The organism is Streptomyces sp. NPDC002851, from assembly GCF_053591935.1.
Genome location: NZ_JBSFUT010000002.1, coordinates 194,673 through 218,494, shown reverse-complemented (window position 1 = coordinate 218,494; position 23,822 = coordinate 194,673). Strand labels below are relative to the sequence as shown.

The 23,822-nt window shown below is 69.6% G+C and carries 22 protein-coding genes and 1 pseudogene; 13 read left to right on the top strand and 10 right to left on the bottom strand.

What is annotated here, in order from left to right:
• Positions 1 to 3: 3 nt before the first annotated feature.
• On the bottom strand, positions 4 to 1,482 hold the full coding sequence (locus tag ACWD10_RS02870; RefSeq protein WP_451086280.1) for a glycosyltransferase family 39 protein: 1,479 nt from the start codon (positions 1,480 to 1,482) through the stop codon (positions 4 to 6).
• Between the two features lie 313 nt (positions 1,483 to 1,795).
• Positions 1,796 to 4,153 carry a D-alanyl-D-alanine carboxypeptidase gene (locus ACWD10_RS02865; RefSeq protein ID WP_451086278.1) on the bottom strand — a complete coding sequence of 786 codons (2,358 nt, stop codon included), beginning with the start codon at positions 4,151 to 4,153 and terminating at the stop codon, positions 1,796 to 1,798.
• Between the two features lie 357 nt (positions 4,154 to 4,510).
• Between ACWD10_RS02865 and ACWD10_RS02860 the strand changes: the two genes are divergently transcribed.
• The 3 genes from ACWD10_RS02860 (at position 4,511) to ACWD10_RS02850 (ending at position 6,862) form a co-directional block, all read left to right on the top strand.
• Positions 4,511 to 5,272, top strand: a complete 762-nt coding sequence (locus tag ACWD10_RS02860) for a GOLPH3/VPS74 family protein (protein WP_451086276.1) — start codon at positions 4,511 to 4,513, stop codon at positions 5,270 to 5,272.
• A gap of 336 nt (positions 5,273 to 5,608) precedes the next feature.
• Positions 5,609 to 6,481 (top strand): helix-turn-helix domain-containing protein, encoded by an 873-nt coding sequence (locus ACWD10_RS02855; protein WP_451086274.1) that lies wholly within the window; start codon positions 5,609 to 5,611, stop codon positions 6,479 to 6,481.
• A gap of 183 nt (positions 6,482 to 6,664) precedes the next feature.
• The gene (locus tag ACWD10_RS02850) at positions 6,665 to 6,862 is read left to right on the top strand and encodes a DUF397 domain-containing protein (RefSeq protein ID WP_451086272.1); all 198 of its coding nucleotides are present in this window, start codon (positions 6,665 to 6,667) and stop codon (positions 6,860 to 6,862) included.
• A gap of 113 nt (positions 6,863 to 6,975) precedes the next feature.
• Here ACWD10_RS02850 and ACWD10_RS02845 read toward each other — a convergent pair whose 3' ends face one another.
• Positions 6,976 to 7,815, bottom strand: coding sequence for a hypothetical protein (locus ACWD10_RS02845; protein ID WP_451086270.1), 840 nt, complete (start codon positions 7,813 to 7,815; stop codon positions 6,976 to 6,978).
• Between the two features lie 126 nt (positions 7,816 to 7,941).
• On the opposite strand from ACWD10_RS02845, the gene ACWD10_RS02840 reads away from it, so the two are divergent.
• Positions 7,942 to 8,724, top strand: a complete 783-nt coding sequence (locus tag ACWD10_RS02840) for an SDR family oxidoreductase (protein WP_451086268.1) — start codon at positions 7,942 to 7,944, stop codon at positions 8,722 to 8,724.
• A gap of 173 nt (positions 8,725 to 8,897) precedes the next feature.
• Positions 8,898 to 10,412 carry a sodium:solute symporter family protein gene (locus ACWD10_RS02835; RefSeq protein WP_451086266.1) on the top strand — a complete coding sequence of 505 codons (1,515 nt, stop codon included), beginning with the start codon at positions 8,898 to 8,900 and terminating at the stop codon, positions 10,410 to 10,412.
• A gap of 22 nt (positions 10,413 to 10,434) precedes the next feature.
• Here the strand turns inward: ACWD10_RS02835 and ACWD10_RS02830 are convergent, their stop codons facing one another.
• The 4 genes from ACWD10_RS02830 to ACWD10_RS02815 form a co-directional block, all read right to left on the bottom strand.
• Positions 10,435 to 11,550 (bottom strand): ADP-ribosylglycohydrolase family protein, encoded by a 1,116-nt coding sequence (locus ACWD10_RS02830; protein ID WP_451086264.1) that lies wholly within the window; start codon positions 11,548 to 11,550, stop codon positions 10,435 to 10,437.
• 136 nt (positions 11,551 to 11,686) lie between these two features.
• On the bottom strand, positions 11,687 to 14,239 hold the full coding sequence (locus tag ACWD10_RS02825; RefSeq protein WP_451086531.1) for a bifunctional FO biosynthesis protein CofGH: 2,553 nt from the start codon (positions 14,237 to 14,239) through the stop codon (positions 11,687 to 11,689).
• A gap of 178 nt (positions 14,240 to 14,417) precedes the next feature.
• Positions 14,418 to 14,771: a hypothetical protein gene (locus ACWD10_RS02820; RefSeq protein WP_451086262.1), complete on the bottom strand. Its 354-nt coding sequence runs from the start codon at positions 14,769 to 14,771 to the stop codon at positions 14,418 to 14,420.
• Complete coding sequence (locus tag ACWD10_RS02815) at positions 14,768 to 15,229, bottom strand: prevent-host-death family protein (protein ID WP_451086260.1); 462 nt, start codon at positions 15,227 to 15,229, stop codon at positions 14,768 to 14,770. Before ACWD10_RS02815 ends, ACWD10_RS02820 begins: the two co-directional genes overlap by 4 nt.
• A 96-nt stretch (positions 15,230 to 15,325) precedes the next feature.
• Here ACWD10_RS02815 and ACWD10_RS02810 point away from each other — a divergent pair, with 96 nt between their 5' ends.
• Positions 15,326 to 16,681, top strand: a complete 1,356-nt coding sequence (locus ACWD10_RS02810; protein WP_451086258.1) for a radical SAM protein — start codon at positions 15,326 to 15,328, stop codon at positions 16,679 to 16,681.
• On the opposite strand, the gene ACWD10_RS02805 is transcribed toward ACWD10_RS02810, so the two are convergent.
• Positions 16,665 to 17,543 carry a TIGR03619 family F420-dependent LLM class oxidoreductase gene (locus ACWD10_RS02805; RefSeq protein WP_451086256.1) on the bottom strand — a complete coding sequence of 293 codons (879 nt, stop codon included), beginning with the start codon at positions 17,541 to 17,543 and terminating at the stop codon, positions 16,665 to 16,667. The genes ACWD10_RS02810 and ACWD10_RS02805 overlap by 17 nt on opposite strands.
• 91 nt (positions 17,544 to 17,634) lie before the next feature.
• On the opposite strand from ACWD10_RS02805, the gene ACWD10_RS02800 reads away from it, so the two are divergent.
• The 5 genes from ACWD10_RS02800 (at position 17,635) to ACWD10_RS02780 (ending at position 21,232) form a co-directional block, all read left to right on the top strand.
• Complete coding sequence (locus ACWD10_RS02800; protein ID WP_451086254.1) at positions 17,635 to 18,009, top strand: hypothetical protein; 375 nt, start codon at positions 17,635 to 17,637, stop codon at positions 18,007 to 18,009.
• A 181-nt stretch (positions 18,010 to 18,190) separates the two neighbouring features.
• On the top strand, positions 18,191 to 19,675 hold the full coding sequence (locus tag ACWD10_RS02795; RefSeq protein ID WP_451086252.1) for a CehA/McbA family metallohydrolase: 1,485 nt from the start codon (positions 18,191 to 18,193) through the stop codon (positions 19,673 to 19,675).
• A gap of 28 nt (positions 19,676 to 19,703) precedes the next feature.
• Entirely contained in the window at positions 19,704 to 20,474 is a 771-nt protein-coding gene (locus ACWD10_RS02790) for an IclR family transcriptional regulator (RefSeq protein ID WP_451086250.1), read from the top strand.
• Between the two features lie 190 nt (positions 20,475 to 20,664).
• Entirely contained in the window at positions 20,665 to 20,901 is a 237-nt protein-coding gene (locus ACWD10_RS02785) for a hypothetical protein (RefSeq protein ID WP_451086248.1), read from the top strand.
• Positions 20,902 to 20,905: 4 nt separating this feature from the next.
• Complete coding sequence (locus tag ACWD10_RS02780; protein ID WP_451086246.1) at positions 20,906 to 21,232, top strand: hypothetical protein; 327 nt, start codon at positions 20,906 to 20,908, stop codon at positions 21,230 to 21,232.
• A 20-nt stretch (positions 21,233 to 21,252) separates the two neighbouring features.
• Here ACWD10_RS02780 and ACWD10_RS02775 read toward each other — a convergent pair whose 3' ends face one another.
• Positions 21,253 to 21,858, bottom strand: coding sequence for a hypothetical protein (locus ACWD10_RS02775; protein WP_451086244.1), 606 nt, complete (start codon positions 21,856 to 21,858; stop codon positions 21,253 to 21,255).
• Between the two features lie 83 nt (positions 21,859 to 21,941).
• Complete coding sequence (locus tag ACWD10_RS02770) at positions 21,942 to 22,604, bottom strand: hypothetical protein (RefSeq protein ID WP_451086242.1); 663 nt, start codon at positions 22,602 to 22,604, stop codon at positions 21,942 to 21,944.
• Between the two features lie 482 nt (positions 22,605 to 23,086).
• Here ACWD10_RS02770 and ACWD10_RS02765 point away from each other — a divergent pair.
• Together ACWD10_RS02765 and ACWD10_RS02760 are read left to right on the top strand one after the other, a co-directional pair.
• A pseudogene (locus tag ACWD10_RS02765) lies at positions 23,087 to 23,344 on the top strand (transposase); the annotation flags it as partial.
• Between the two features lie 112 nt (positions 23,345 to 23,456).
• Positions 23,457 to 23,807 carry a hypothetical protein gene (locus ACWD10_RS02760; protein ID WP_451086546.1) on the top strand — a complete coding sequence of 117 codons (351 nt, stop codon included), beginning with the start codon at positions 23,457 to 23,459 and terminating at the stop codon, positions 23,805 to 23,807.
• Positions 23,808 to 23,822 lie beyond the last annotated feature (15 nt).

Below are 23,822 nucleotides of genomic sequence, written 5' to 3'. Positions count from 1 at the left end.
GGCTCATGGAGCGCAGCGGCCCGGGCGGGTGTAGACCATCACCCGGGCCCCCGTGACCTCTTCGCTGCTGCAGCGCACGAAGTGGTCCCGGAGGGTCTCGCGCTTGACCGCCTCGCGGCGGGTCTCGTCGAGCGGGTCGCCGGCCGGGTCGCCGAGGACCACGATGCGGTCCTTGGCGAGAATCCGGTCCCTTATACGGTCGGCCGCCACCTCCTTGCCGTACAACGAGCCGGAGGAGTCGACCGCCTTGGCGAGGGCGAGGTCGGACAGGCCGTGGTACTCGCCGGGTTGGGCCAGCATCCACACCCGGCGCCGGGCAGGCGTGAAGAGCAGCCCGTCGCCGGGGCGGCCGACCTTCCGTACGGTCTTGGACACGGCGGTGGCATCGTCCTTACGGCTCTCCGGGCTGCGCAGATGCACGGAGACCGGAAGCAGTACGAGCAGCACACCCGCCACCGCCACGGGGCGCGCCCACGGCCGCCGCAGAACACTGCCTTCGGTTCTTCCACCGTCCCCGTTGCTCCCGTCGCCCCCGCCGCCCCTGCCGACCCCACCACCCCCGCCGCCCTCGCCGCGCGGCCGGAAGGCCCGGTCCAGAGCCGCCCCCGTCAGCAGCGCGAACCCTATGACGTAATAAAGGACATAGCGGTCCACGAACATCGGCTTGAGGTGGGACACCAGGAGCAGCACCGCCGTCGGCAGGATCAGCAGCGGAACTGCCAGCGTGCGCAGGCGGATCGGGCCGATGGCACCCGTCCGGCCGCCCGCGAGCCGACCCGGTGTCCGCCGGGCGCACCACAGGCCGACCACCGCGAACAGCGCGAACGTCGCCAGCTGAAGCGGGTCCGGCCACATGATCCAACGGACCTGCTCCGTCTGCCCCATGCTGACCACGGCGAGCGGCGTGAGCCCGGCGACGACACAGACCGCCGACAGGCTCCACGCGCGGCGCACCGGGCGCGACACATCGGAGAAGAGCATGGTCGCGCCGTGTGCCGTGAGCATCAGGACGGCGAACTCGTGCATCAGGCAGGCGATCAGGGCCACCACCGTGTAGCCGATCCACCGGCCCCGGCTCGGCGCGGTCGCCGCCCGCACCAGGAGATACGTGGCCCAGGTGACCAGCGCGCAGACCACCGCGTACGACCGGCCCTCCTGCGCGTACTGCTGCACGGCCGGAATGAGCGCGAAGACAAGCCCGGCGAACAGGCCCGCACGCGGCCCCGCGAACCGGTGCCCGAGCAGCCCGACGCCCGCCGCCGAGGCCGCCATGGCGAACACGGACGGCAGCCGGAGCGTGGTGAGATCGCCGCCGAACACCGCGAACAGGCCGTGCATGAAGAGGTAGTAGAGGCCGTGCACCGCGTCGAAGTGCTCCAGCGTGCCCAGGAGTTCGGGCAGCGTGCGGTTCGCCATGTCGTACGTGACGACCTCGTCCCGCCAGACGCTGCCCTGGCGGCGGATGCCCCAGAGGCCGAGCACGAGGGCGAAGGCGAGCGGGACAAGGGCGGCCGTGGTCCGTGAGATCCCCGCCAGGCGTTCCGCGGCCCGGGCGGTGGCCTGGGAGGCGTTCAGCGACGTGGTGATGGCGAACTCCAGAGGGCAACTGTGTGCGCGGTGCGGCGGGACGCCTCAGATTACTGGGGCGGGGTCGGACACCTGGAGAGACGAGAGGGGAGCCGGTTCGGCTCCCCTCTGTCAGCCGAAGCTGGTCGGCTATGCGAGATCTGTATGCGAGATCTGTATGTGAGACCTGTATGTGGGGTCTGTAGGTGGGGTCTGTATGTGAGATCTGTCAGGCCACCCGGGTCAGCTGGTCGCCGAAGCCCGGTTCCACCAGGTCCTCTTGGAGCGCGACCGGGACCTTCACGGCGCCGTCCTTGCCGTCACCGACGCTCAGGACACCGACCTTCGTACCGGCCTTCGCCTCGTGCGGGACCGTCTTGCCGCCGTCGTCCAGGGCGAGTTGCACGGTCAGGCCGGGCCAGCCGACCGCCGAGACGTCCTTGGTGGCGACGACCGGGGTGGTGCCGCCGAGCCCGTCGTCGACATGGCCGACGACATCGCCCTTCTTCACCACCGTCCGGGACTCGAGCAGCTCCTGCGTCCGCAGAATCAGGTCCCGGCCCTTGAAGGTCGCGGTGTCGATGATCGGCGGCACGTGCTGGCCGAAGACCGCGCCGATGATCATCTGCCGGGAACCGCCGATCTCCTTCTCCGCGGCGAAGAGCAGATTGCCGCCCGCCTTGGTGGTGGAGCCGGTCTTGATGCCGACGACGCCGTAGAGCGGGACCAGCTTGTTGAAGTTGTCCCGGTCCTTCCGCCGCTCCGAGGTCGTGGACTTGAAGGTCGGCATCCGGGAGACCTCCCGGAACAGCGGGTCCTCCATGGCCGCCTTGCCGAGCTTCACCTGGTCCACGGCCGTGCTGACCGTGGTATCCGACAGGCCGCTCGGGTCGGTGTACTTGGTGTTCTTCATGCCGAGGTCCTTGGCGGCGTCGTTCATCTTCTTGACGAACGCGTCCTCGTCGCCGTTGCTGTCCCAGCGCGCGAGCAGCCTCGCGACGTTGTTCGCGGACGGCAGCATGATGTCCTGGATGGCCTCCTTGAGCGTGATCTGCTGGCCCTCCTTGACCTGGACCACGGACTCGCCCGCCTCCTCACCGCTGTAGAAGTGATCCTCGGCGGCCTTGTCTATCGTGATCTTCTCCTTCGGGTCGTGGTGCTCCTTCAGGATCAGGTACGCCGTCATCACCTTGGCGACGCTGCCGATCGGGATCGGCTGCTCCTTGCCGTACGTCCCGAGCCGCCCGACGCCGTCGACGTCCACGACCGCCTGGCCCTCGGTCGGCCAGGGCAGGCTGGGCTCACTGCCGTCGAAGGTGTACTTCTCGTCGGCGGTGAGGGCGAGCGTGGGCGTGGGCAACGGGCGTACGGCCTGCACGATCGCAAACACGACCGCCAGGAGCGCCACGAGCGGCGTCCAGATCTTCACCCGGCGTACGGCGGTACGCAGCGGCGTCTCGGGCGGCGGCGGCCGGTTCGTCAGCTCGGCGAGCAGGTCGAGCGGCGGCTTGGGCGGCAGCGGCTGCTGCGTGGTGCGCTCGGGGCCGGTGGTGGGGGCGTCGGTGTCGGAGGCAGTCGCGGTCGCAGCGGCAGCCGCAGCACCGGTAGCGGCAGCACCGGTAGCGGTAGCGGTGGCCGCGGCGGGTTCCTCGGCGGGGAGGGGCGCCGACTTCGGCTGTTCCTTGGGCTCCGGCTTCCTCTTGAGCGGGGCCGGTTCGTCGAGCGGCTTCAGGGCTACGAACTTGCTGGTCCGCTCGGAGTCGGACTCGGCCTTGGTCGTGGACTCCGGGGCTTCCGCCTTGCCCTCGGACTTCTCATCGGCCTTGCCGTCGGCCTTCTCGTCCGCCTTGGAGGCGGTGGCTTCTGCGGGCAGCTTCAGCATGGCGGTCGGCTGATCGACCGGCTGCTTCGGCTTTACGGTCTTGAAGACGGCCGTCGCCTGGTCGACGGGCTCGGAACCGGGGTCCTCGGGCTCTTCCGACGCCTCGGGCTTCTCGGGCTCCGCGGTCTTCTCAGGCTCCGCGGACTCCTCGGGCTCCGCGGACTCCTCCGAGTCGGACGCCTCGGCGTCACCCTTCAGGGAGTCCGCCGCACCCTCGGCAGGCTCCTCAGGCTCGTCCTCCCCCTCAGGCTCCTTGGGCTCCGGAGGCTCCTGGGGCTCAGCAGCCTCGTCCTCCCCCGCAGCCTCACCCTTTGCGGAAGCGTCCTTTGCGGGGTCCTCGTCCTTGCCCGCGACCCACGCCGCCACGGCCGCACGCAGCCGCGCGTCACCGGACTCCTCGCCGGAGTCGGCAGGGCCGGATTCAGCGGGCTCGGGGTCGGCGTCGGCCTTCCCCACCGACTTCACCGACTTCACCGACTTCACCGACTTCACCGACTTCACCGAGTTCGTGGAGAAGACCGCTGTCGGCTGGTCCACCGGAGACGGGGCCGCGGACGTCACGGCCGGTGTCCCCTGCGTCACCGCGAGCCGCGGGTCCTCCCCTTTCGCGGAGCCCTTCGCGGAGCCCGACGTGGAGCCCGACGTGGAGCCCTTCACGGCGCCCTTCGCGGCGCCTTTCGTGGCCTTCTTCGTGGAACCCTTCACGGCCTCCTTCGCGTCCCCCTGAGTGGCCCTCTTCGCGGCCCCCGTCGCAGCCTTCGCCGAGGGCTCGTCCGAAGCCTCCGCAGACTTCCGCTGTTCCGTCCTGTCGGACCTGTCGGGGGTCTCGCCCGCCACCGATGCCTCCTCGATATGTGAACCGACTCCGCGGGTCCGGCCCGCCGCTCGAACCCCGGCCGATCCCGCTGTCCGAACCATGTACCAGTGTCCTGTGTGCGGGATTGACCCACGTGGTAGACGAGAACGACATACCTACAGGTTCCCGTACATATCGACCACGCACTCTCGACAGACCAATGTGAGAGGGGTCACCCTGTCATTCATCCACGCGGGGAGGCATGGATGGGCAGGAGCCGCAGAACAATTCCGGAGGAGCTTCTGTTGCTCGCTCTGGACCCGGCCACGGGTACCACAGCGCAGCCGCAGTCGCTCGACCTCGGTCTGGCCGGAGCACAGCTAGTAGAGCTGGCGCTGGCCGGACGGATAGCCCCAGATGGGGATCGTATCGCCGTGGTAGCCCCACGGCCGACTGGAGATCCGACCCTGGACTGTGCACTCGAACTGCTCCGCAGGCGCGGGGCACCGGTGCGCGCGGTCCACTGGATCGGCGGACCCCGCCTGGGGCTCCGCCAGACGTATCTCTCGCATTTGGAGCGGTGCGGCATGGTGCACGCCGTCGCCGGTCAGATGTGCGGGGTACTGCCGACGACTCGCTATCAGGCGACGGACACGGCGATCAGCCGGGAGATCAGGGCCCGGCTGGATTCCGCGATCCGCACCGGCGTACCGCCGGACCCGCGGACCGCGGCGCTCGCCGCGCTGGCCCATGCGGTCGGCCTCGGCAAGCATCTGTACCCCGGGAACGAGGGGCGGTCCTGCCGCTCCCGGCTCCGGGACCTGATCAGGCACGATCCGATGGGCGGCCTCGTGGCGCACGCCGTGATGGACGTCCAGAACGGCGTGGCGGCGCAGCCGCGGCGTTCCGCGGCCACCGGCGGGCGGCAGCAGCCGGCCAGGGCCACGGCCTCCGAGCCCGCCGCGGAAGCGGCCCGGATGTCGATGCAGCAGCGCCGCGGTTCCATGGCGCGTGCCGTGGCTCACTAGCACCACAAGCACCACAAGCACCACCAGCGCACCAGCACCACCAGCGCACCAGCACCACCAGCGCACCACGCGACAGCACCACCCCCTTCGGTGCTGCATCGTCGTCCCCAGACCCGGTACGGGAGCCGCTGGGTCGCGCGGGGCGGTGGACCGGACGCCGTGCACGCGGCGTTCCGGCCCGCCGCCCCGCGCACTCGTATTTCCGGAATCAAAGCGAATCGGAGCCGCGCTCACGTATCCCGCCGTTTCCCAGCGCTGCGACACCTCATGGTGGCAATCTGCTCAGCAGCAGATACGCAAGGTAGTTTCAGGCACGCAGCCGGAGGTGCACGTCCCGTGGCGTCCAATGTCAATCCCACCGTCAGGCGGCGCCGTTTGGGCCAGGAGCTGAGAAGACTCCGCGAGCTCAAAGGAATGACGGCGGAAGAGGTGGCGGAACGCCTGCTCGTTTCGCAATCGAAGATCAGCCGCCTGGAGAACGGTCGGCGCAGTATCAGTCAGCGCGATGTCCGTGATCTCTGCGGTGTTTACGAGGTCGAGGACCACCGGATCGTCGACTCGCTGATGCAGATGGCCAAGGACAGCCGCCAGCAGGGGTGGTGGCACGCCTTCGGCGACATTCCGTACAGCGTCTACATCGGCCTGGAGACCGACGCCGCCTCGCTGCGCGTCTACGAGCCGCAGATCGTGCCCGGCCTGCTCCAGACCCGCGGCTACGCGGAGGCCCTGATCGACGGGGCGATGCCGGAGACCCCGGCCACCGACATCGAGAAGCGCGTGCAGGTACGCCTGCGCAGGCAACAGCGGATCAACGGCGAGGACGAGAAGACGGCGCCGCTGCGCCTGTGGGCGGTACTCGACGAGGCCGCGCTGCGCCGTCGGGTCGGCGGCAAGGAGGTGATGATCGAGCAGCTGGAACACCTGGTGGAGGTCTCGCAGCTGCCCCACGTCACCGTGCAGGTGATGCCGTTCGACATGGGCGCACATCCCGGCGTGAGCGGGCAGTACGCGATTCTCGAGTTCCCGGACGCATCCGATTCCAGCGTGGTCTACATCGAGGGCGTCACCAGTGACCTTTATCTGGAGAAGTCCAACGACGTCCAGCGATACAGCGTCATGTACGAGCACTTGCGGGCGCAGGCGCTGAATGTGGACCAGACCCAGCAGTTCATCTCGGACATCGCCAAGGAATACGCGCGAATGACATAAAAGCGCCCGGCCAGCGGCCCCGAACGGAGCGGCGCCGTACGGTACACCCTGGCCGAGCCGCGGCGGAAGAGTAACCGGGAAATTGGCATCCGGTTGAGTGAACGACCCCTCGCGCTACCGGAGTTGGCGAGTAGTGTCGATCACGTCAACAGCACCACCAACGACTCGGTTATCGGAGTTAACATGGCAATCAAGCAAGGCGCGACGAATGCCTGGATCAAGTCCTCGTATTCCGGTGGGAACGGCGCGTGCGTAGAGGTCAAGTCCCCTGTCGTGCAAGCCATCGCGGTGCGGGACTCGAAGGCTCCCGAAGGCCCGTCCCTGGGATTCTCCGCGACTTCCTGGAGCGCATTCGTGGCGCAGGTGAACCAGGGTTTCTGACCCTTCCACGAAAAGGCAATACGCAAGAGCCCTCTCGACTGGCCCGCCGTCCTGGCCGAGGGGGCTCGGCCTTATTCGCTCCACGCCCCCTTCCATCCCGTTCCACGGCCGCTCTACCGCAGTTGGTCAACATAGGTGTCCGTACCCGGAACCGTCGGAATGAACGGCGCCACCAACTCCACGCTCCCCAGGCCGGATCCGGCCACCTCCCCGTCAAGGTCGGCGAACCGCCCGGCCCACTGCTCCCTCGGGTCGGCCTCCAGGAACCACAGCAGCGTCAGCCGGGTGTCGACCCCCTCGACCTGCTTCACGTAACTCATCCGGTCCCCCGGCAGCGGCGTCGGCCGGAACAGCACCACCATCGCGGCCGGGGACCCGGCGAGCTTCCGCGGCAGCTCACGCGAGCGCAGCCACTCCACCAACTCGCCCCGCCGGTCCGGTGCTTCGGCGTCGATCACCTCGACGACCAGCCCCTTGTACGGGTGGTCGAGCGCGTGGAAGTCGCGCGGCCCCGCGGCGCCGTCCCGGTAGACGGTGGCCACATGGTCCTGGAAGGCCGTGAAGACGTGGGTGCGGTCCTGGTAGACGCGGCCGTCCCTGCCCAGCCGCTTGTTGATGCCGACGGTCCACCGCATGTGGTCGTCGTAGCGCCCCTCGGTGATCCAGTACGTGGAGATGTAGCACCCGGCGGTGACCGGCTGCGCCACCGCCGACTTTTCCGGGTAGCGCAGGAGTTGCAGCTCGCGCGGGGCGACCCAGCGGCGCCCGGCGTACATCCACGGCATGGCCATCGCACCGGCGTAGTAGTGGTCGTCCTCGTACCAGCGGTTGTACGCGTACTCGTGGCCCGGATGCGGCTCGACCATGGTGATCAGGGCATGGCCCGGGTGCACCCCGTACGGGCCGACGGCCGCCAGTTCCGCGTACGCCTCGCTACGGGTCTCCTCACCCACGGCGCTCCCCTCCCTTCCTCTTCCTTCCTCCACGGACCGGACCTACTCTGACGCTCCGTCAGAAGATTGGCCAGAGCCAGGACCAGGCCCGTAGGCCAGAGCAGGGCCAGAGCCGCGGAGGTGCCCGTGCTGCTCCAGGGAAAGACCGTGATCGTCTCCGGGGTCGGCGCCGGCCTCGGCCACGAGGTCGCCGCGGCCGTCGTCCGCGACGGCGGGCAGGCCGTGCTCGGCGCCCGCACGGAGGCGAACCTCGCCAAGTCGGCCGCCGAGATCGATCCGGGCGGGACCCGGACCGCGTACCGGGCGACCGACATCACCGACGAGGAACAGTGCGCGGCACTCGCCGCCCTGGCCGTCGAACGGTTCGGGCGGATCGACGCCCTGGTCCAAGTGGCCGCCTGGGACAGCTACTTCGGCGGTCTGGAGGACGCGGACTTCGCGACCTGGCAGGGCGTCGTGGACGTCAATCTGCTCGGCAGCCTGCGCATGGCCCGGGCCTGCCTTCCGGCGCTCAAGGAGCGCGGCGGCGCGCTCGTGTTCGTCGGTACGCAGTCCTCGGTGGCCGCGCCGTCGCAGGTCCGGCAGGCGGCGTACGCGGCGTCGAAGGGTGGGCTCGTCTCGGCGATGTACTCGCTCGCGCGCGAGCTCGGGCCGCACCGTATCCGGGTCAACACCGTGCAGCCCGGCTGGATGTGGGGCCCGCCCGTCGCGGCGTACGTCCAATTCACCGCGGACAGCGAGGGATCGCCGGAAGAAGAAGTGAAGCGTCGCCTCACCGAGCGGATGGCGCTGCCGGACCTGGCCACGGACGGGGACGTGGCGGACGCGTGTGTGTTCCTGGCGTCGGACCGGGCGCGGGCGATCACGGGCCAGTCCCTCCTCGTGAACGCGGGGGAATTGATGCGCTGAGCCCACACCGGCACCGCACCGGCACCCCGCCCACGCCATACACATACATGAACTGCGATCCTCAACTAGAACGATTTTACCCGTACTTGACCCTACGGGCGGTTGTCGCGGCCCCGCGCGCGAACCCACGATGAGCGCACCCCGGGATGGGGCCGGCGACCCCTGGAGGGGGCATGAACAGTCTCGACTGGGCCGTGCTCGGCGGCTATTTCTTCGTCATGGTCGCGATCGGCGTGTGGTCGAAGAAACGCGTCGAGAACGTCGCGGACTTCTTCACCGCGCGCGGCCGCGTCCCCTGGTGGCTCTCCGGCATCTCGCACCACATGTCGGGCTACAGCGCCATCATGTTCGTCACCTTCGCGGCCGTCGCGTACGACTACGGCATCACCGTCTACTTCTGGTGGCCGCTGACCATCGGCATCGGCGTCGGTATCGGCTCATTCCTCTTCGCCGCACGCTGGAACCGGCTGCGCTCCAAGCACGGCGTGGACTCACCGCTCGCCTATCTCGCCATCCGCTACAACCTGCCGACCCAGCAACTCCTCGCCTACAGCGGGGCGTTGCTCAAGGTCGTGGACATCGCCGCCAAGTGGGTCGCCATCGCGGTGCTGCTCCAGGGCTTCGCGGACATCCCGCTGCTCTGGGGCATCACGTTCACCGGCATCTGCACCATGTGCTACATGGCCTTCGGCGGGCTGTGGGCCGATGTCCTCACGGACTTCGGGCAGTTCGTCATCCAGGCCGTCGCGGGGATCGCCATGCTCGTCGCCGTCCTTGTCCACCTGGGCGGGGTCTCCTCGCTCTGGACCATGTGGGACGAGCTGCCCGCCTCGCACAGCGACCCGGTCAACGGCACCGTCACGACCGGGCTCATCATGGCGTTCCTGCTCGTGAAGACCTTCGAGTACAACGGCGGCATGTGGAACCTGGCGCAGCGCTACATGGCGGCGCCCTCGGGCAGCCGCGCCAAGAAGTCGGCGCTGCTCTCCAGCGGGCTGTGGCTGGTGTGGCCGCTGATCCTGTTCATCCCGATGATCGCCGCGCCGCTGATCGTGCCGGACCTCGGCAACCCGGAGCGCTCGTACATCATGCTGGCGCAGGAGCTGCTGCCCTCCGGGCTCATCGGGCTGCTGCTCGCCGGGTTCTTCTCGCACACCATGGCGATGGTGGCCTCCGACTCCAATGTGATCACCGCGGTCATCACGCGTGACCTGGTGCCCGTCCTCGTACCGAAGGTGCGCCGCTTCACGGAGAGCCAGCAACTGCTCTTCGCCCGGATCACGACCGTCGCCTTCGTCTGCCTCTCCATGTCGATCGCGCTGAGCGCCGACCCGGACGGGTTCATCATGACGGTCGTGGTCAGCATCGTGGCGGCCACGATGGGGCCGATCTCGATCCCGCTGATGCTGGGCCTGCTGCCGTGGTTCAAACGCACCGGGCCGACGGCGGCGATCGCGTCCTGGACGGGTGGCCTGGCGGTGTGGGCGTTCCTCTACTGGGGTGTGGAGGGCGCGAGCCAGACGGTGACGGTGAGCGCGCCGGTGCTCACGTCGCTCGTGCTGTACGTCGGGATCGGGCTGATCCGGCCGGAGGGGTCGGCGGAGCGGACCGCTCTGGTGGACTCGCTCGAGAGCGATCCGGAGGAGGTCGCGGGGGCGGCGCCTTCTTCAAGTCCGTCCGGCGTCTGAGGACGCCGGGGTCCCCGAGGCTCTACGCCCGCGGATACCGAGCCAGCCACCCCGGCGCAGACCCCGCAGGACTGTGCAGCGCCGGGCCCTGCGTCATCTCCATGGAAAAGTCATCCGCGAGTTCCAGGATCGCGGGGCGGCCCTCCAGCTCGGCGAGCCAGCCGGGCGGCAGGGCCGTCTCGCCGTGCAGCGCCCCGAGGATCGCGCCGGTCAGGCTCGCCACCGCCGCCGACTCCGCGCCGTGGTTCGCGGCGAGCCGCAGCCCGTGCCGGATGTCCTCGCACACCGTGGCGCAGTAGACGGCCGCGCCGAGCGCCGCCTCCGCCGTACCCTCCTCGGCGAGCTGCTCGACCCGCGCCGGGGTCGGCAGGCCCTGCCGGACCGCGCCGAGGGCCTGCTTGAGTGCGTCCGTGACGGGCTGGTGGCCGGGGCGGGCGGCGAGCAGGGCGAGCGCCCGCTGCACCGCGGCGTCGAGCGAGTCGCCCTTGGCGAGCGCGTGCACGATCAGGGCGTGCGCGCCCGCCGTGAGATACGCCGACGGGTGCCCGTGGGACTGCACCGCGCACTCGACCGCGAGCTGAAGCACCAGCTGCGGCTCCCAGCCGACGAGCAGCCCGAAGGGCGCGGACCGGGTGACGGCGGCCGAGCCGCGCTCCGCCGGATGCCGCGGGTTCTCCAGGGTGCCCATCGTCTCGTCGCCGAAGCCGAGCAGGCAGGCCCGGGCCGGGTCGCGGCGGGTGTAGAGCCACTCCTCGCGGGCCAGCCAGCCGTCTTCCTTGCGGCGCTCGTCCGGGCCCCACTCGTGCTGGGTGACCGCCCAGCGCCGGTGGGCGCGGTGGATGTCGGTGGGCGGGTGCCAGGCGCCGGTGTCGCGGCGGACCTGGGCCCGTATCAGCCCGTCGACCGTGAACAGGGTCAGCTGGGTCGCGGCGGTGACCGCGCCCCGGCGGCCGTACGCGGGGGCCAGGTCGGCCAGGCCCTCCGCGCCGTGCTCGGCGCGGATCTCGTCGAGGGTGAGCCCGGCGACGGCGGCACCGAACGCGTCGCCGAGCGCGGCGCCGAGCAGGGTGCCGCGCACCCGGCTACGGAAGTCCTGCTGCTCGGACCGGCCCCAGACGGCCGTGGTTACTGCGCTCACCTCGCGTTCCTTCCCTGCCGTGCCTTACGTCTGCGTCCGGTGCAGCACGCACTGTTACGCCTACGTCCGGCGCAGCACTGTAATCGACCGGGAACGACCAGATGCGGTCAGTCCAGGAACCGTCCGGTTACCGCCGTCAGTCGACCAACGGCAGCAATTCCGGAAGATGCCCGTCCGACGACGACGCCGCCCGCTGCCGCTCCTCGGGCACCGCGCCGTACAGCGTGGTGCGGGGCCGGGCCGGGCGACCGGCGGCCTCGGCGATGGCGACGAGGTCCTTGACCGAGCGGTACGAGCCGTAACTGGAGCCCGCCATACGGGAGATGGTCTCCTCCATCAGCGTCCCGCCCAGGTCGTTGGCGCCGGAGCGGAGCATCTCCGCGGCGCCCTCGGTGCCCAGCTTGACCCAACTCGTCTGGATATTGGGGATATGCGGGTGCAGGAGCAGCCGCGCCATCGCGGTGACCGCACGGTTGTCCCGGACGGTCGGGCCGGGGCGGGCGATGCCCGCGAGGTAGACGGGGGCGTTGGTGTGGATGAAGGGCAGCGTCACGAACTCGGTGAACCCGCCGGTCTCCTGCTGTAGCGCGGCCAGGGTCCGCAGGTGCCCGAGCCAGTGCCGGGGCTGGTCCACGTGCCCATACATCATGGTGGAGCTGGAGCGCAGGCCGACCTCGTGCGCGGTCTTGATCACCTCGATCCAGGTGGCGGCCGGGAGCTTGCCCTTGGTGAGCACCCAGCGCACCTCGTCGTCGAGGATCTCGGCGGCCGTGCCGGGGATGGAGTCGAGCCCGGCCTCCTTGGCGGCGAGCAGCCACTCGCGTATCGAAAGGCCGGTCCTGGACGCGCCGTTGACCACCTCCATCGGCGAGAAGGCGTGCACATGCATGCCCGGGACGCGCTCCTTCACGGCCCGCGCGATGTCGAAATAGGCGCTGCCCGGCAGATCGGGATGAATACCACCCTGCATACACACCTCGACCGCGCCCACGTCCCAGGCCTGCGCGGCCCGGTCCGCGACCTGGTCGAGGGAGAGGGTGTACGCGTCGGCGTCGGTGCGGCGCTGGGCGAAGGCGCAGAAGCGGCAGCCGGTGTAGCAGACGTTGGTGAAGTTGATGTTCCGCGTGACGATGTACGTCACGTCGTCCCCGACCGCCGCGCGGCGCACGTCGTCCGCGATCCGGGTCAGGGCGTCCAGGGCGGGGCCGTCCGCGTGCAGCAGGGCGAGCGCCTCGGCGTCGGTGAGCTTGGTGGGGTCGTCGGCGGCGGTGGAGAGGGCGGTACGGAGATCGGCGTCGACCCGCTCGGGCAACAGGCCGGGGGCGGCGGCTTCGCGCAGGGCGCCCCAGTCCCCGTACACCTCGTCGAAGTCGGCACGCCGGTCCGACGTACGCCCCTCGGTGTCGATGGTGCGGTGCAGATCGGTCCGCCCGGAGCCGGTGCCTCCGGCGGTGAACTGCTCGTCGGGCTCCTGCCAGGGCAGCCCGCGCACGGGCGCGTCGGGCAGGGCGAGCCCGGTCTCGGGATCGGCGAGCGCGCGTACATGCGGAAGGAGCCGCGGGTCGAGCCACGGCTCCCCGCGCTGAATGAACTCCGGGTACACGCAGAGACGTTCACGCAGCTCGAATCCGGCGTCGGCGGACTGCCGAGCCAGCTCGTCGAGTTGGGGCCAGGGCTTCTCGGGGTTGACGTGATCGATGGTGACGGGAGAGACGCCACCCCAGTCATCAATGCCCGCCCCGATGAGCCGCGCGTACTCCCCGTCGACCAGATTGGGCGGCGCCTGCAGACACCCGGCGGGCCCCATGATGTGCCGGGCGACGGCGATGGTGGCGACGAGGTCGTCGAGCTCGGCGTCGGGCATGCCACGCATGACGGTGTCGGGCTTGGCCCGGAAGTTCTGAATGATGAGCTCTTGGATCCCGTGATAGGCACGAGCAATCCGCCGCAGGTCGAAGAGCGACTCGGCCCGCTCCTCGTAGGTCTCCCCGATCCCGATCAGCAGCCCACTGGTGAGCGGCACGGAGCTGCGCCCCGCGTCCTCCAGATGCCGCAGCCGTACGGCGGGCTCCTTGTCGGGCGAACCGTGGTGCGGCTGGCCCGGCTCGCGCCAAAGCCGCTCGGCGGAGGTCTCCAGCATCAGACCCATGGACGGCGACACGGGCTTGAGCCGCTGGAAGTCGGTCCAGGTCATCACGCCCGGGTTGAGGTGCGGGAGCAGCCCGGTCTCTTCCAGGATCCGGATGGAAATGGCCCGTACGTAGGCCAGGGTGTCGTCGTACCCGTGCGCATCCAGCCACTCACGAGCCTCGGGCCACCGGTCCTCCGGCTTGTCCCCGAGGGTGATGAGGGCTTCCTTGCACCCGAGTTCGGCCCCGCGCCGGGCGACATCGAGCACCTCGTCCGGGGACATGAACATCCCCTCACCGGCGCGGCGCAGCTTGCCGGGGACGGTGGCGAAGGTGCAGTAGTGACAGCGGTCCCGGCAGAGCCGGGTGAGCGGTATGAACACGCTCTTGGAGTACGTGATCACCCCGGCCCGCCCCGCGGCCTCGAGCCCGGCGTCCCGCACGCGGGCGGCGGAGGCGGCAAGGTCCTCCAAGTCCTCACCCCGCGCCTGAAGGAGGACGGCCGCCTCGGCGACGTCGAGCGCGACGCCGTCCCGGGCACGCTTCAGCGCACGACGCATCGCATTGGCCGTGGGTGGCCCGGGAGTTGAGGCGGCGGCGGAGGTGGGGCGCGGACTGCGGGGGGCCTGCTTGGGGGCCTGCTGATCCGTCATGGATCGAGCATACGAGCAGGGTGTGACAGGGGGAGGCCGGACCGGAGGAGTGCTCCGGATCTCTGTTCTCGGACACCGGGTCCGCCTACTCGGTGTCCTTGGGATGTCGAGTGGACGCATACACGAAATGCACGGTGCGGCGCGCCTCGTCGACGAGGTACCGCACTCGACCACCCGCCGTCACTTCGTACTCCCACTGGGGATACGCCCGCCCACCCAAGTTCGCCGTCGAAAGCCGTCCGTACAGTGGATGCTGCCGGTCCAGATCCGCATGCGACAGCGGGTCAGCCCGCAGCGCCTCGAAGCAGCGGCGAGCGTTTCCCGGCGCCTCGGCACACAACTCACCCCAGCCCTTGGCCGCCTCGGTCGACGCGAACTTCAGCCGCCATTCCTCACCTACCGGGGGCGGGGCCACGGCGTCTCCGCGCTTCGGCGTCACGGCGCGGTCACCTCGCCGTAGTCCTCGTCCGGATAGCTCCGCGTCAGCTGGGCGGTGAGCTCCGGGTCCGCGAGGATCCGGGCCGTCGCACGCCATCCGACGATCACTCGGTGCAGGTTCGTGTGCACGTCCAACTGGACGGCGTCACGCGTCGCGTCCACAAGGTCCTGGACGAACTCGCGGACTTCGTCCGCGGACAGATGGCGCACCCATGGGAAGACTTCGGGCAGTGCACGCCCTATCGTCTGCGCCCCGCCCTCGGCGCCTACAAGCGCCGCGAGCAACCGCGCCGTGACGTCGGCCGTCTCATCCCGCTCATGATCGTGCCGCGCGGTGGTGAGGAACAGATCCTCACCGTCGCGGCGCGTGATGTGGACACGCTGCGCCTTGTCGAGTGTCTCGGCGACGCGCTTCGAGTTCTTGGACAGCTCAGAGAACGAAACCGTAGGTGCGGACATACCCACATCATAGTTCGGAACACATTCCGAAATCAATCCCACCCACATGCCGCCCCGCCCCACACCACGACCCTCCGCTCTGGTCCAATGGACAACATGGACAGCCCCAGCCGCACCGCCCTAGTCGAAGACCTGATGGCCCGCTTCCCGCATGTCCCGAAGGAAGCCGTGATCAAGGAAGACCTGTTGCGCGGCGGCATGGCCTTCGACGAGTCGGCGCTGTCCGGTGGCGCCGACGGGACGTCCGAGGACGTCAAGCCGAAGTCGTACTTCATCTTCTCCTTCGACCACCGCACCCTGCCCGAGCTCGGGCAGGCCGCCCTGAACCGGCCGCCGGAGGAGATCGTGCTCACCGGTGGGCCGTACGAGCTGCGCCGCACCGTCGTCTCCGTGCGGGTCAATCCCGATTCGCCGTACGTCGTCAAGGGCGGCGAGGACGGCAGCCTCGGCCTTTACCTCGACGGGAAGCGGATCTCGGACGTCGGGCTGCCGCCGATGCCCGAGTACTACCGGCACAAGCTGTCCAACGGGAAGTCCGTGATGGAGGTCGCGCCCACCATTCAGTGGGGGTATCTGATCTACCTGACCGTCTTCCGGGTGTGCCAGTACTTCGGCGCCAAGGAGGAGTGCCAGTACTGCGACATCAACCACAACTGGCGCCAGCACAAGGCGGCCGGACGGCCCTACACCGGCGTCAAGCCGTCCGACGAGATCCTCGAAGCGCTCGAGATCATCGACAAGTACGACACCGCCAAGGCGTCCACCGCCTACACGCTCACCGGCGGCTCCATCACCTCGAAGGTCGACGGCAAGGACGAGGCCGACTTCTACGGCAGCTACGCCAAGGCCATCGAGGAGACCTTCCCGCGCCGCTGGATCGGCAAGGTGGTCGCGCAGGCGCTTCCCCGTGACGACGTACAGCGGTTCCACGACTACGGGATTCAGATCTACCACCCGAACTTCGAGGTGTGGGACCGGCGCCTCTTCGAGCTGTACTGCCCCGGAAAGGAGCGGTACGTAGGACGGGACGAGTGGCACAAGCGGATTCTCGACTCCACTGAAGTGTTCGGGGCGCGGAACGTCATCCCCAACTTCGTCGCGGGTGTCGAGATGGCCGAGCCCTTCGGGTTCCAGACCGTGGACGAGGCCATCGCCTCCACGCATGAAGGGCTGCGGTTCTTCATGTCCCACGGTGTCGTGCCCCGGTTCACCACCTGGTGCCCGGAGCCGACGACTCCGCTCGGCAAGGCCAATCCGCAGGGTGCGCCGCTGGAGTACCACATCCGGCTCCTGGAGACCTACCGCGCGACCCTGGAGGAGTTCGGCCTCACCTCCCCGCCCGGGTACGGCCCGGCGGGGCCGGGCAACGCCGTGTTCTCGGTCAGCTCGTTCATGGACAGCATCCCGGAGTCCGAGGGCTCGGGCGCGGAGACGATCACTCCGGCGCCGTGACGTAGGCGGCGTACTCGTCCAGTACGCCCATCACCTCCTCCTCCGCCCCCGGCGGCAGCTGAAGGATCACCTCGTCCACGCCCAACTCCCGGTAGTACGCGAGCTTTCCGGGCGTGGGCCGGACCGCCGACAGCGCCACGTACGGCGCTTCGGGGCCCCGCCCGGCCGCCGCCCAGGCCTCCCGCAGCGCGGGCAGCGCCGTCTTCAGGCCGCCGCCACCGACGGGCAGCCACCCGTCGGCGTACGCCGCGATCCGCGCGAACAGCCTCGGCCCGGCCGGGGCGCCGATCAGGGTGCGCGGCCCGTACAGCGGCCCGCCCGACGCCCGTTCGCGCGGCTTCCGGACCGGCTTCGGATGGGCCTCACTCGCCTGTACGGAGCCGAACTCGCCCTCGTACGCGGTCGGTTCGTCCGCCCACAGGGCCCGCATCACCCCGAGCCGATCCCGTACGACGGCCCGCCGCCGCGCCCAGGCCCCCTCATCCACGCCGTGGTCGGCGGCCTCCTCACGGTTCCAGCCGTAGCCGACGCCGAGCGTGAGACGGCCGCCGGAGAGGTGGTCGAGGGTGGCGATCTGCTTGGCCAGGTCGACCGGGTCGTGCTCGGCGACCAGGGTGATGTTCGTGCCGAGCCCGAGCCGCTCCGTCACGGCGGCGGCCTGGGCCAGGGCCACGAACGGGCTGAGCATCCGGGCGCATTCCGGGGGCAGTTCGCCACCGGGGTACGCGGACCGGCCGCCCACAGGGATGTGCGTGTGCTCGGGCAGAAAGAGCCCGTCGAAGCCCCGCTCCTCCAGGGCGCGGGCCAGGCGTACCGGGCCGATGGTCCGGTCCGTCATGAAGAGAGTGGTGGAGATACGCACAGAAACCTCCATACAGCGTCCAGCGGCAGCGACGGGCGTCGCAGCATGCCCTAGGCTCCCGCGGGATCACCACTACCTGGGGGAGTTTTCCATGCGACTTCGCACCGCGTCGGCCCTGTTGCTCAGCGGCACGCTGCTCTTCGGTGCGCCCGCCGCGTCGTACGCCGCGACGTCCACGTCCACGTCCGCGTCCGTGACGTCTGCGTCGGCCGCGGCTTCCGTGTCGAACTCGGCCTCGACGTCGGCCTCGCACACGACGGCGCAGGCGGCTCAGGGTGCGCCCGCCGCGGTGATCACGGGCAAGGGCAGGTCCGGCAAGTCCGACAGCGACAGCTCGAGCAGCAGCAAGAGCAAGAAGAAGAAGCTCGGCCCGCTGCTCATCGCGCTGATCGTGATCGGCGGCATCGTGGTGGTCGGCATCATCATCCTCGCCATCATCAAGGCCCTCAAGTCCAACGACGACTGAGCGCGCCACCGTCCCGAAATCCGTCAACCCCCTTCCTTTGCACCGGAGTTAACGGCCCAATACCAGGGTTGGAGTGCATCATCCGTGCCGTCCGACCCTGGGGAGCCGCCACATGTGCAAGGACGCATTACCCGAGAGACAGGACCCACGCGACCGTCGCCTGAACAGGCGCGGACTGCTCATGACGGGAGCGGCCACCGCGTTTACGTTGAATAGCGTGAGCTTCGCCGGCGCCGATGAGCGCGATACGGATGAGCGCGGCACGGATGAGACGAAGGTGGTGCGCGGCACCCTCCCCACCGGTTCGCCGGACTTCGTGTATCTGCCCTTCGAGGTCCCCTCCGGCGTACGGGAGATCCACGTCGCGTACACCTACGAGAAGCCCACCGTGCCGCCCGGCACCCCGGGCAACGCCCTGGACATCGGGCTCTTCGACGAGCGCGGCACCGAGCTCGGCGGGGCGGGCTTCCGGGGCTGGTCGGGCGGCGCGCGCAGCGAATTCTTCGTCCGTGCCGACGACGCGACCCCCGGCTACCTCCCGGGCCGCATCCGCCCCGGCACCTGGCACATCGCACTCGGCCCGTACACGGTGGCCCCCGACGGCCTCCCGTACGAGATCACCCTCACGCTCCGATACGGCGAACAGGCCGAGCCCCCGAGGCCGACCTACCCGCCGGAGCGGGCGAAGGGCCGCGGCCGCGCCTGGTACCGCGGCGACTGCCACCTCCACTCCTGGTACTCGGACGGCCGCCGCACCCCCGCCGAGATCGCCGCGCTCGCCCGCGCCGCGGGCCTGGACTTCATCAACACCTCCGAGCACAACACCCATGCGGCGCACGCCCATTGGGCCGAGGCGGCCGGGGACGACCTCCTGATCCTCCTCGGCGAGGAGGTCACGACCCGCAACGGCCATGTGGTCGCCCTCGGCACCGACCCGGGTACGTTCGTGGACTGGCGCTACCGCGCCCGGGACAACCGCTTCGGCCACTACGCGCGCGCCATCCGCCGCGCGGGCGGCCTGGTGGTCCCCGCCCATCCGCATGCCACCTGCATCGGCTGCAACTGGAAGTTCGGCTTCGGCGAGGCCGACGTGGTCGAGGTGTGGAACGGCCCCTACACGCCCGACGACGAGGTGTCCCTGGCGGACTGGGACAGCACCTTGCAGACCGGCGCGAGTGACGGCCGCTGGATCCCGGCCATGGGCAACAGCGACGCCCACCGCGACCCCGACCGGGTCGGCGGCCCGCAGACGGTCGTACTGGCCGAGGACCTGACCCGGGACGCGATCCTCGCGGGCTTGAAGGCGGGCCGCTCGTACGTAGCGGAGTCCTCGGCGGTGGAGCTGTCCTTCACGGTCTCCGGCGGCCGCGGGGAGCACGCGGGCATCGGGGAGCGGCTGCGGGTCGATGCCGAGGACCCGGTTTCCGTACGCCTGGAGGTGCGCGGCGCCCCCGGCTGCACGCTCCGCCTGGTCACGGACCAGGGCACGCTGTTCACGTCGGCGGCCCCGCTGCCGGAGTCCGGCTCGGGCACGGCGTCCTGGCGCACGACCCCGGCGTACGCGTCGTACGTCCGCGCAGAGGTACGCCACCCGGCAACGACACCGGGCCTGCCGGGCCCCCTGGCGGCCTTCACGAACCCGATCTTCCTGGGAGAGGCGGAGTGAGGGTGCGCGGTTTTCGTACGGTGGAGAAATGCCCGCCCAAGGACCCGCCCAAGGACCCGCCCAAGGACCCGCCCGAGGACCGCACTCCGTAGACCGCGCCCTGGAACTCCTGGACGCCGTGGCCGAGGCCCCGCACCCGGTCACGGCCAAGGCGCTGGCCCGCCGCCTCGGCTGCGCCTTGTCGACGGTTTACCACCTGCTCGGCCCGCTCACCGCCCGCGGCCACCTGGCCCGCACGCCGGACGGCTACACCCTGGGCCACCGGGTCCCGGCCCTGCACCAGTCCTTCCGGCGGCAGCAGGGAGTCGGGGCGGGTGTCGGGGAGCTGCTGCTGAGGGTGCGGCGGGCGGCCGGGGCGGAGGCGTACTTCACGACATACCGGGACGGCCGGATCACGGTGCTCGACACGACGGCCCCGGTGTCCGCCGCCGAACCCTGGACCCCAGGACTCGAACAACGCGCCCACGCAACGGCCCACGGCAAGGCGCTCCTGGCGGCGGTGGGGCGGGCGAACCGGCGCCGCTATCTGGCCGACCACGGGATGGCCCGCTTCACGGACCGCACCATCACGTCCGCGGACCGCTTCGAGGCGGAGCTGGCCCGGGTGCGGGCGGAGGGGGTCGCGGTGTCGGTGGGCGAGGCGGATCCGGCGTATACGTGTTTGGCGGTGACCCTGCCGGGGGCAACGGAGGAGACCGGGGTACGGGCGGTCTCGGTATCGGTCCCGACGGAGGAGTTCCGCCGACGCCACGGGGAACTGCGCTCAGCTCTGACGTGGGCTGCGGGCCGGGGTGGATGACTTCTTTCTTGGTTCAGGCCGCGATTCCGTGAATCCCCGGCATGATCTGAGCAGGATGCGGGTGCGGAGGAGGCGGAACGAAACTCGGCCGTACATGGCTCGCTTGATGGTCTTAAAAGTTGCGTGGAATCTGCCGGGGTGATCATGTCTCCCCGGTGCAACCACGGACTTGGGAGATGGCCTGAGCGGCATGACGGTGCTCACGGAGAAGTGGCCGGTGCTCGGCGGGCATCAGCAGGCTGCGGCCTGGCTGACGGTCTGGACGGATCTCGGACGTGCACCGCGCACGATTGACGCGTACGGCTGGGGACTGGCCGAGTACCTGCTGATGTGCGAGCGGGAGGAAGTCGATCCGGTCGCCGCGAACCGTTCCCACATCGCCGTCTACATAAGGGAGTTGAGCTCGCGGGCCGCATCGCCGTGGTAGGAACGTGATCTCGATCGACTCGGGGGCGGGACTGACGAACGCGACGATCCAGCAGCGGCTCGTGCCGGTCCGTCTGTTCTACGACCTCCTCATGGAAGAGGGGCTGCGGGATTCGAACCCCGTCGGCCGCGGTCGGTACACCCCCGACCGACGGAACAGCGGTCAGCAGCGCGGCCTGGTCCCCCGGATGACGAAGCTGCCGTGCATTCCCGGCGAAGAGCAGTGGCTGAGCCTCCTGGAGGTCGCAAAGCGCGAACCGGTACGCAACCGGCAGTGGTGCGCCCAGGGCGCGGTATCCGCCATCCACTTGACTCCTCCCCCCCTCTCATAAACGAGGGGCCTTCACCATGCTCAGAGCAGGTCGATGAGGTGGGGATCGTGTTTGTCGGCGAGGCGATGGTATTCGCCCTCGCCGAAGGTCTCGGCGATGTGCATCCCGGTCTGGTCGAGTTCGTCGGTACGGCCTTCGAGCTGTACCCGCACGCGCCACTGGACGCCTTTGTGTTGGACCAGGACATCGGCATAGTCCCGCCCAGGGACGTCGATGCCGTCCAGTTCGGGGCCGCCTTCGGGGCCGTAGTCGCGGAAGGCAAAGAGGAGGGGGAGGTCATGGACGAGCCAAGCCAGGTGGGCCCAAGCCGGGGAAGGCGGCTGGGGTGGCCAGTGTTCCTCGCAGCGTTCGTCGTCGTCCGGCGGAGCACCGGTCAGCCAGTGGGGCTGGATGGGGTCGGGGCGGGATGCTTCACGGAAGACAGCTTCGCGGGTGGTGACGTCGAGGCGGGCGAGCTCTATGCCGCGGGGGCCGCCGTGGAAGATCAGGTCTGAGGTCTTGTGGAGGAATTCGGAGACGGCGAGGTCGCGGGCGTCCTGCTCGCCGGTGTCGGGCTCGGGGGCGCCGTCGAGGGGCTCGTAGGAGAAGACGTATCGGGTGCTGCGTCGGAAGAAACGCTTGGGCATGGTTCTCTCCTGGCGGGCGGGAATGGGGGCTGCCCCGGGCGGGATACCCGGGGCAGGGTAGTGGCATCGTTGGTGACACGGTGTCAGGAGGCGGTGACCAGGCGTCCCTTGACGGTCTTGAGGGGCTTGTAGGTGAATTTGTAGCTCTCGCCGGCCTTGTAGGCGCCGACGGCGGACCTGGGCTTGAACTTGGTGTTGACCCAGGTGGGGCACTTGAGCTTGGCCTTGTCGCCGTAGTCGCAGTAGGCGGTGAGGACGCCGTAGTAGGCGCTGCTGCCGGGGTGGCCGCCGCTGGGGATGCGGGTTTCGTCGGTGACGAGGCGCATGGGGATGCGGGAGACGACCTTGCAGTTGCCGCTGGTGCAGCGGATGCGGTGGGCCCAGCCGGTGAGACGGTAGCGCTTGTTGCCCTGGGGGTTGATCTTGGGGGACTTCGCGAGCCAGGAGACGATGCGGTATTTCTGGATGTTGTGCCGCTTTTTGATCTTGGTCCAGCCGGATCCGACCATCTTCTTCCCCTTCTTCTTGTAGTAGCCGAGGCGAAGGGGGAGGTTCTTCTTCTTGCTGCGGCTGTAGTCGAGCCACTTCAGGACGGTTTTGGGGCTGGCCTGGACTGCCGCCCCGGGGTTCGCGGTGCTGGTGGCCACGGTGACGCGCTGGGGGGCTTCAGCGGCCTGGGCGGGTGCGGCTCCTGCGAGGACCGCCGCGACGATGAGGCCGGCGGTGGCCATGCGTATGTTTTTCATGGTGATCACGCTAGGGGCGGGCGTGGGTGGTTTTCTATTGCCCCTTGAGGCAATGCCCTTTGGGTCCGGCGGTGTTGACGGCGGCTCAATTAGGTTCAGGCCGCGATTCCGTGAATCCCCGGGTCCTCGTGCGAGTGCGGGAACGTTTCTTGCGGGGGATTCCCTGGTAGGGGGCTATCACGATCGAGGATGTGCTGTTTCCCGGGATCGATGTGCGTGTCACGGCGGTGCAGGTCACCGTCGAGGCGTCGTCGTGCGGGCGGCCACCAGTCTGACCTGGCTCGGTTGTCCGGGACGCCGTGTGCACTCCCGGTACGTGCGCCGCCTGACCGAACGTCCCGTGGTGGGGCGGGCGTTGGTGATCTGGCGCAGCGTTCGTCGCTTCTTCTGCGGGCGGGCCGCGTGCTCGCGGCGGCCGTTCGTCGAACAGGTCCCGGATCTCAGCGAGCGATACCGTCGTCAGCGTGGGGTTACGGCGATGGATGCAGACCATCGCGATGTTCCTGGGCGGCCGTCCCGGTGAACGCCTGTGCCGGACCCCGCAGTTACCCACCGGCCGCACCCACCTACTGAACTTGCTCACGGCCCCGGCCGTGCCCTCCCAGGCGCCGAGAGTGCTGAGGGTTGACGAGTTCGCCTTCCGTAAGGGCTGGCGCTACGGCACTGTCTTCGTGGACGTCGAGGCGGCCCGCGTGGTGGACGTCCTGCCTGACCGCGACGCCGCGACCTTCGTCGCGTGGCTGCGCGAACATCCCGGTGCGGAGATCATTTGCAGGGAACCGGTCGAGTGCCCACTCCAGCGCCGTCCGGGAAGCCGCCTCCGAGGCCCAGGAGATCGCCGACCACTGGCATTTGCTCCACAACCTCTCCTCCGCGGTCGAGAAGACGTGTCACCAACACCGCCCCTGCCTGCGCGAACAGGCCGAAGCCGACCGCGATGCACTGCCCCGGCGGATCATCAACCCGCTGCCTCCGCCGACGCTGCCGCCCACGAAGATCGCCATCCGCACCGTCGACCGGTACTCCGATATCCACCACCTGCTCCGGCAGAGGCTCTCCACCTCCGCAATCGCCCGGCGCCTGCACCTGGACCGCAAGACCGTCCGCCGCTTCCGCGACACCGACTTCGACGACCTGCTGGCCTCGGCCCGGCACGGGCGCCCCGAGGGGGTGCTGGAGCCGTGCACCGCCTACCTTGACTGAGCGGTTCACCGACGG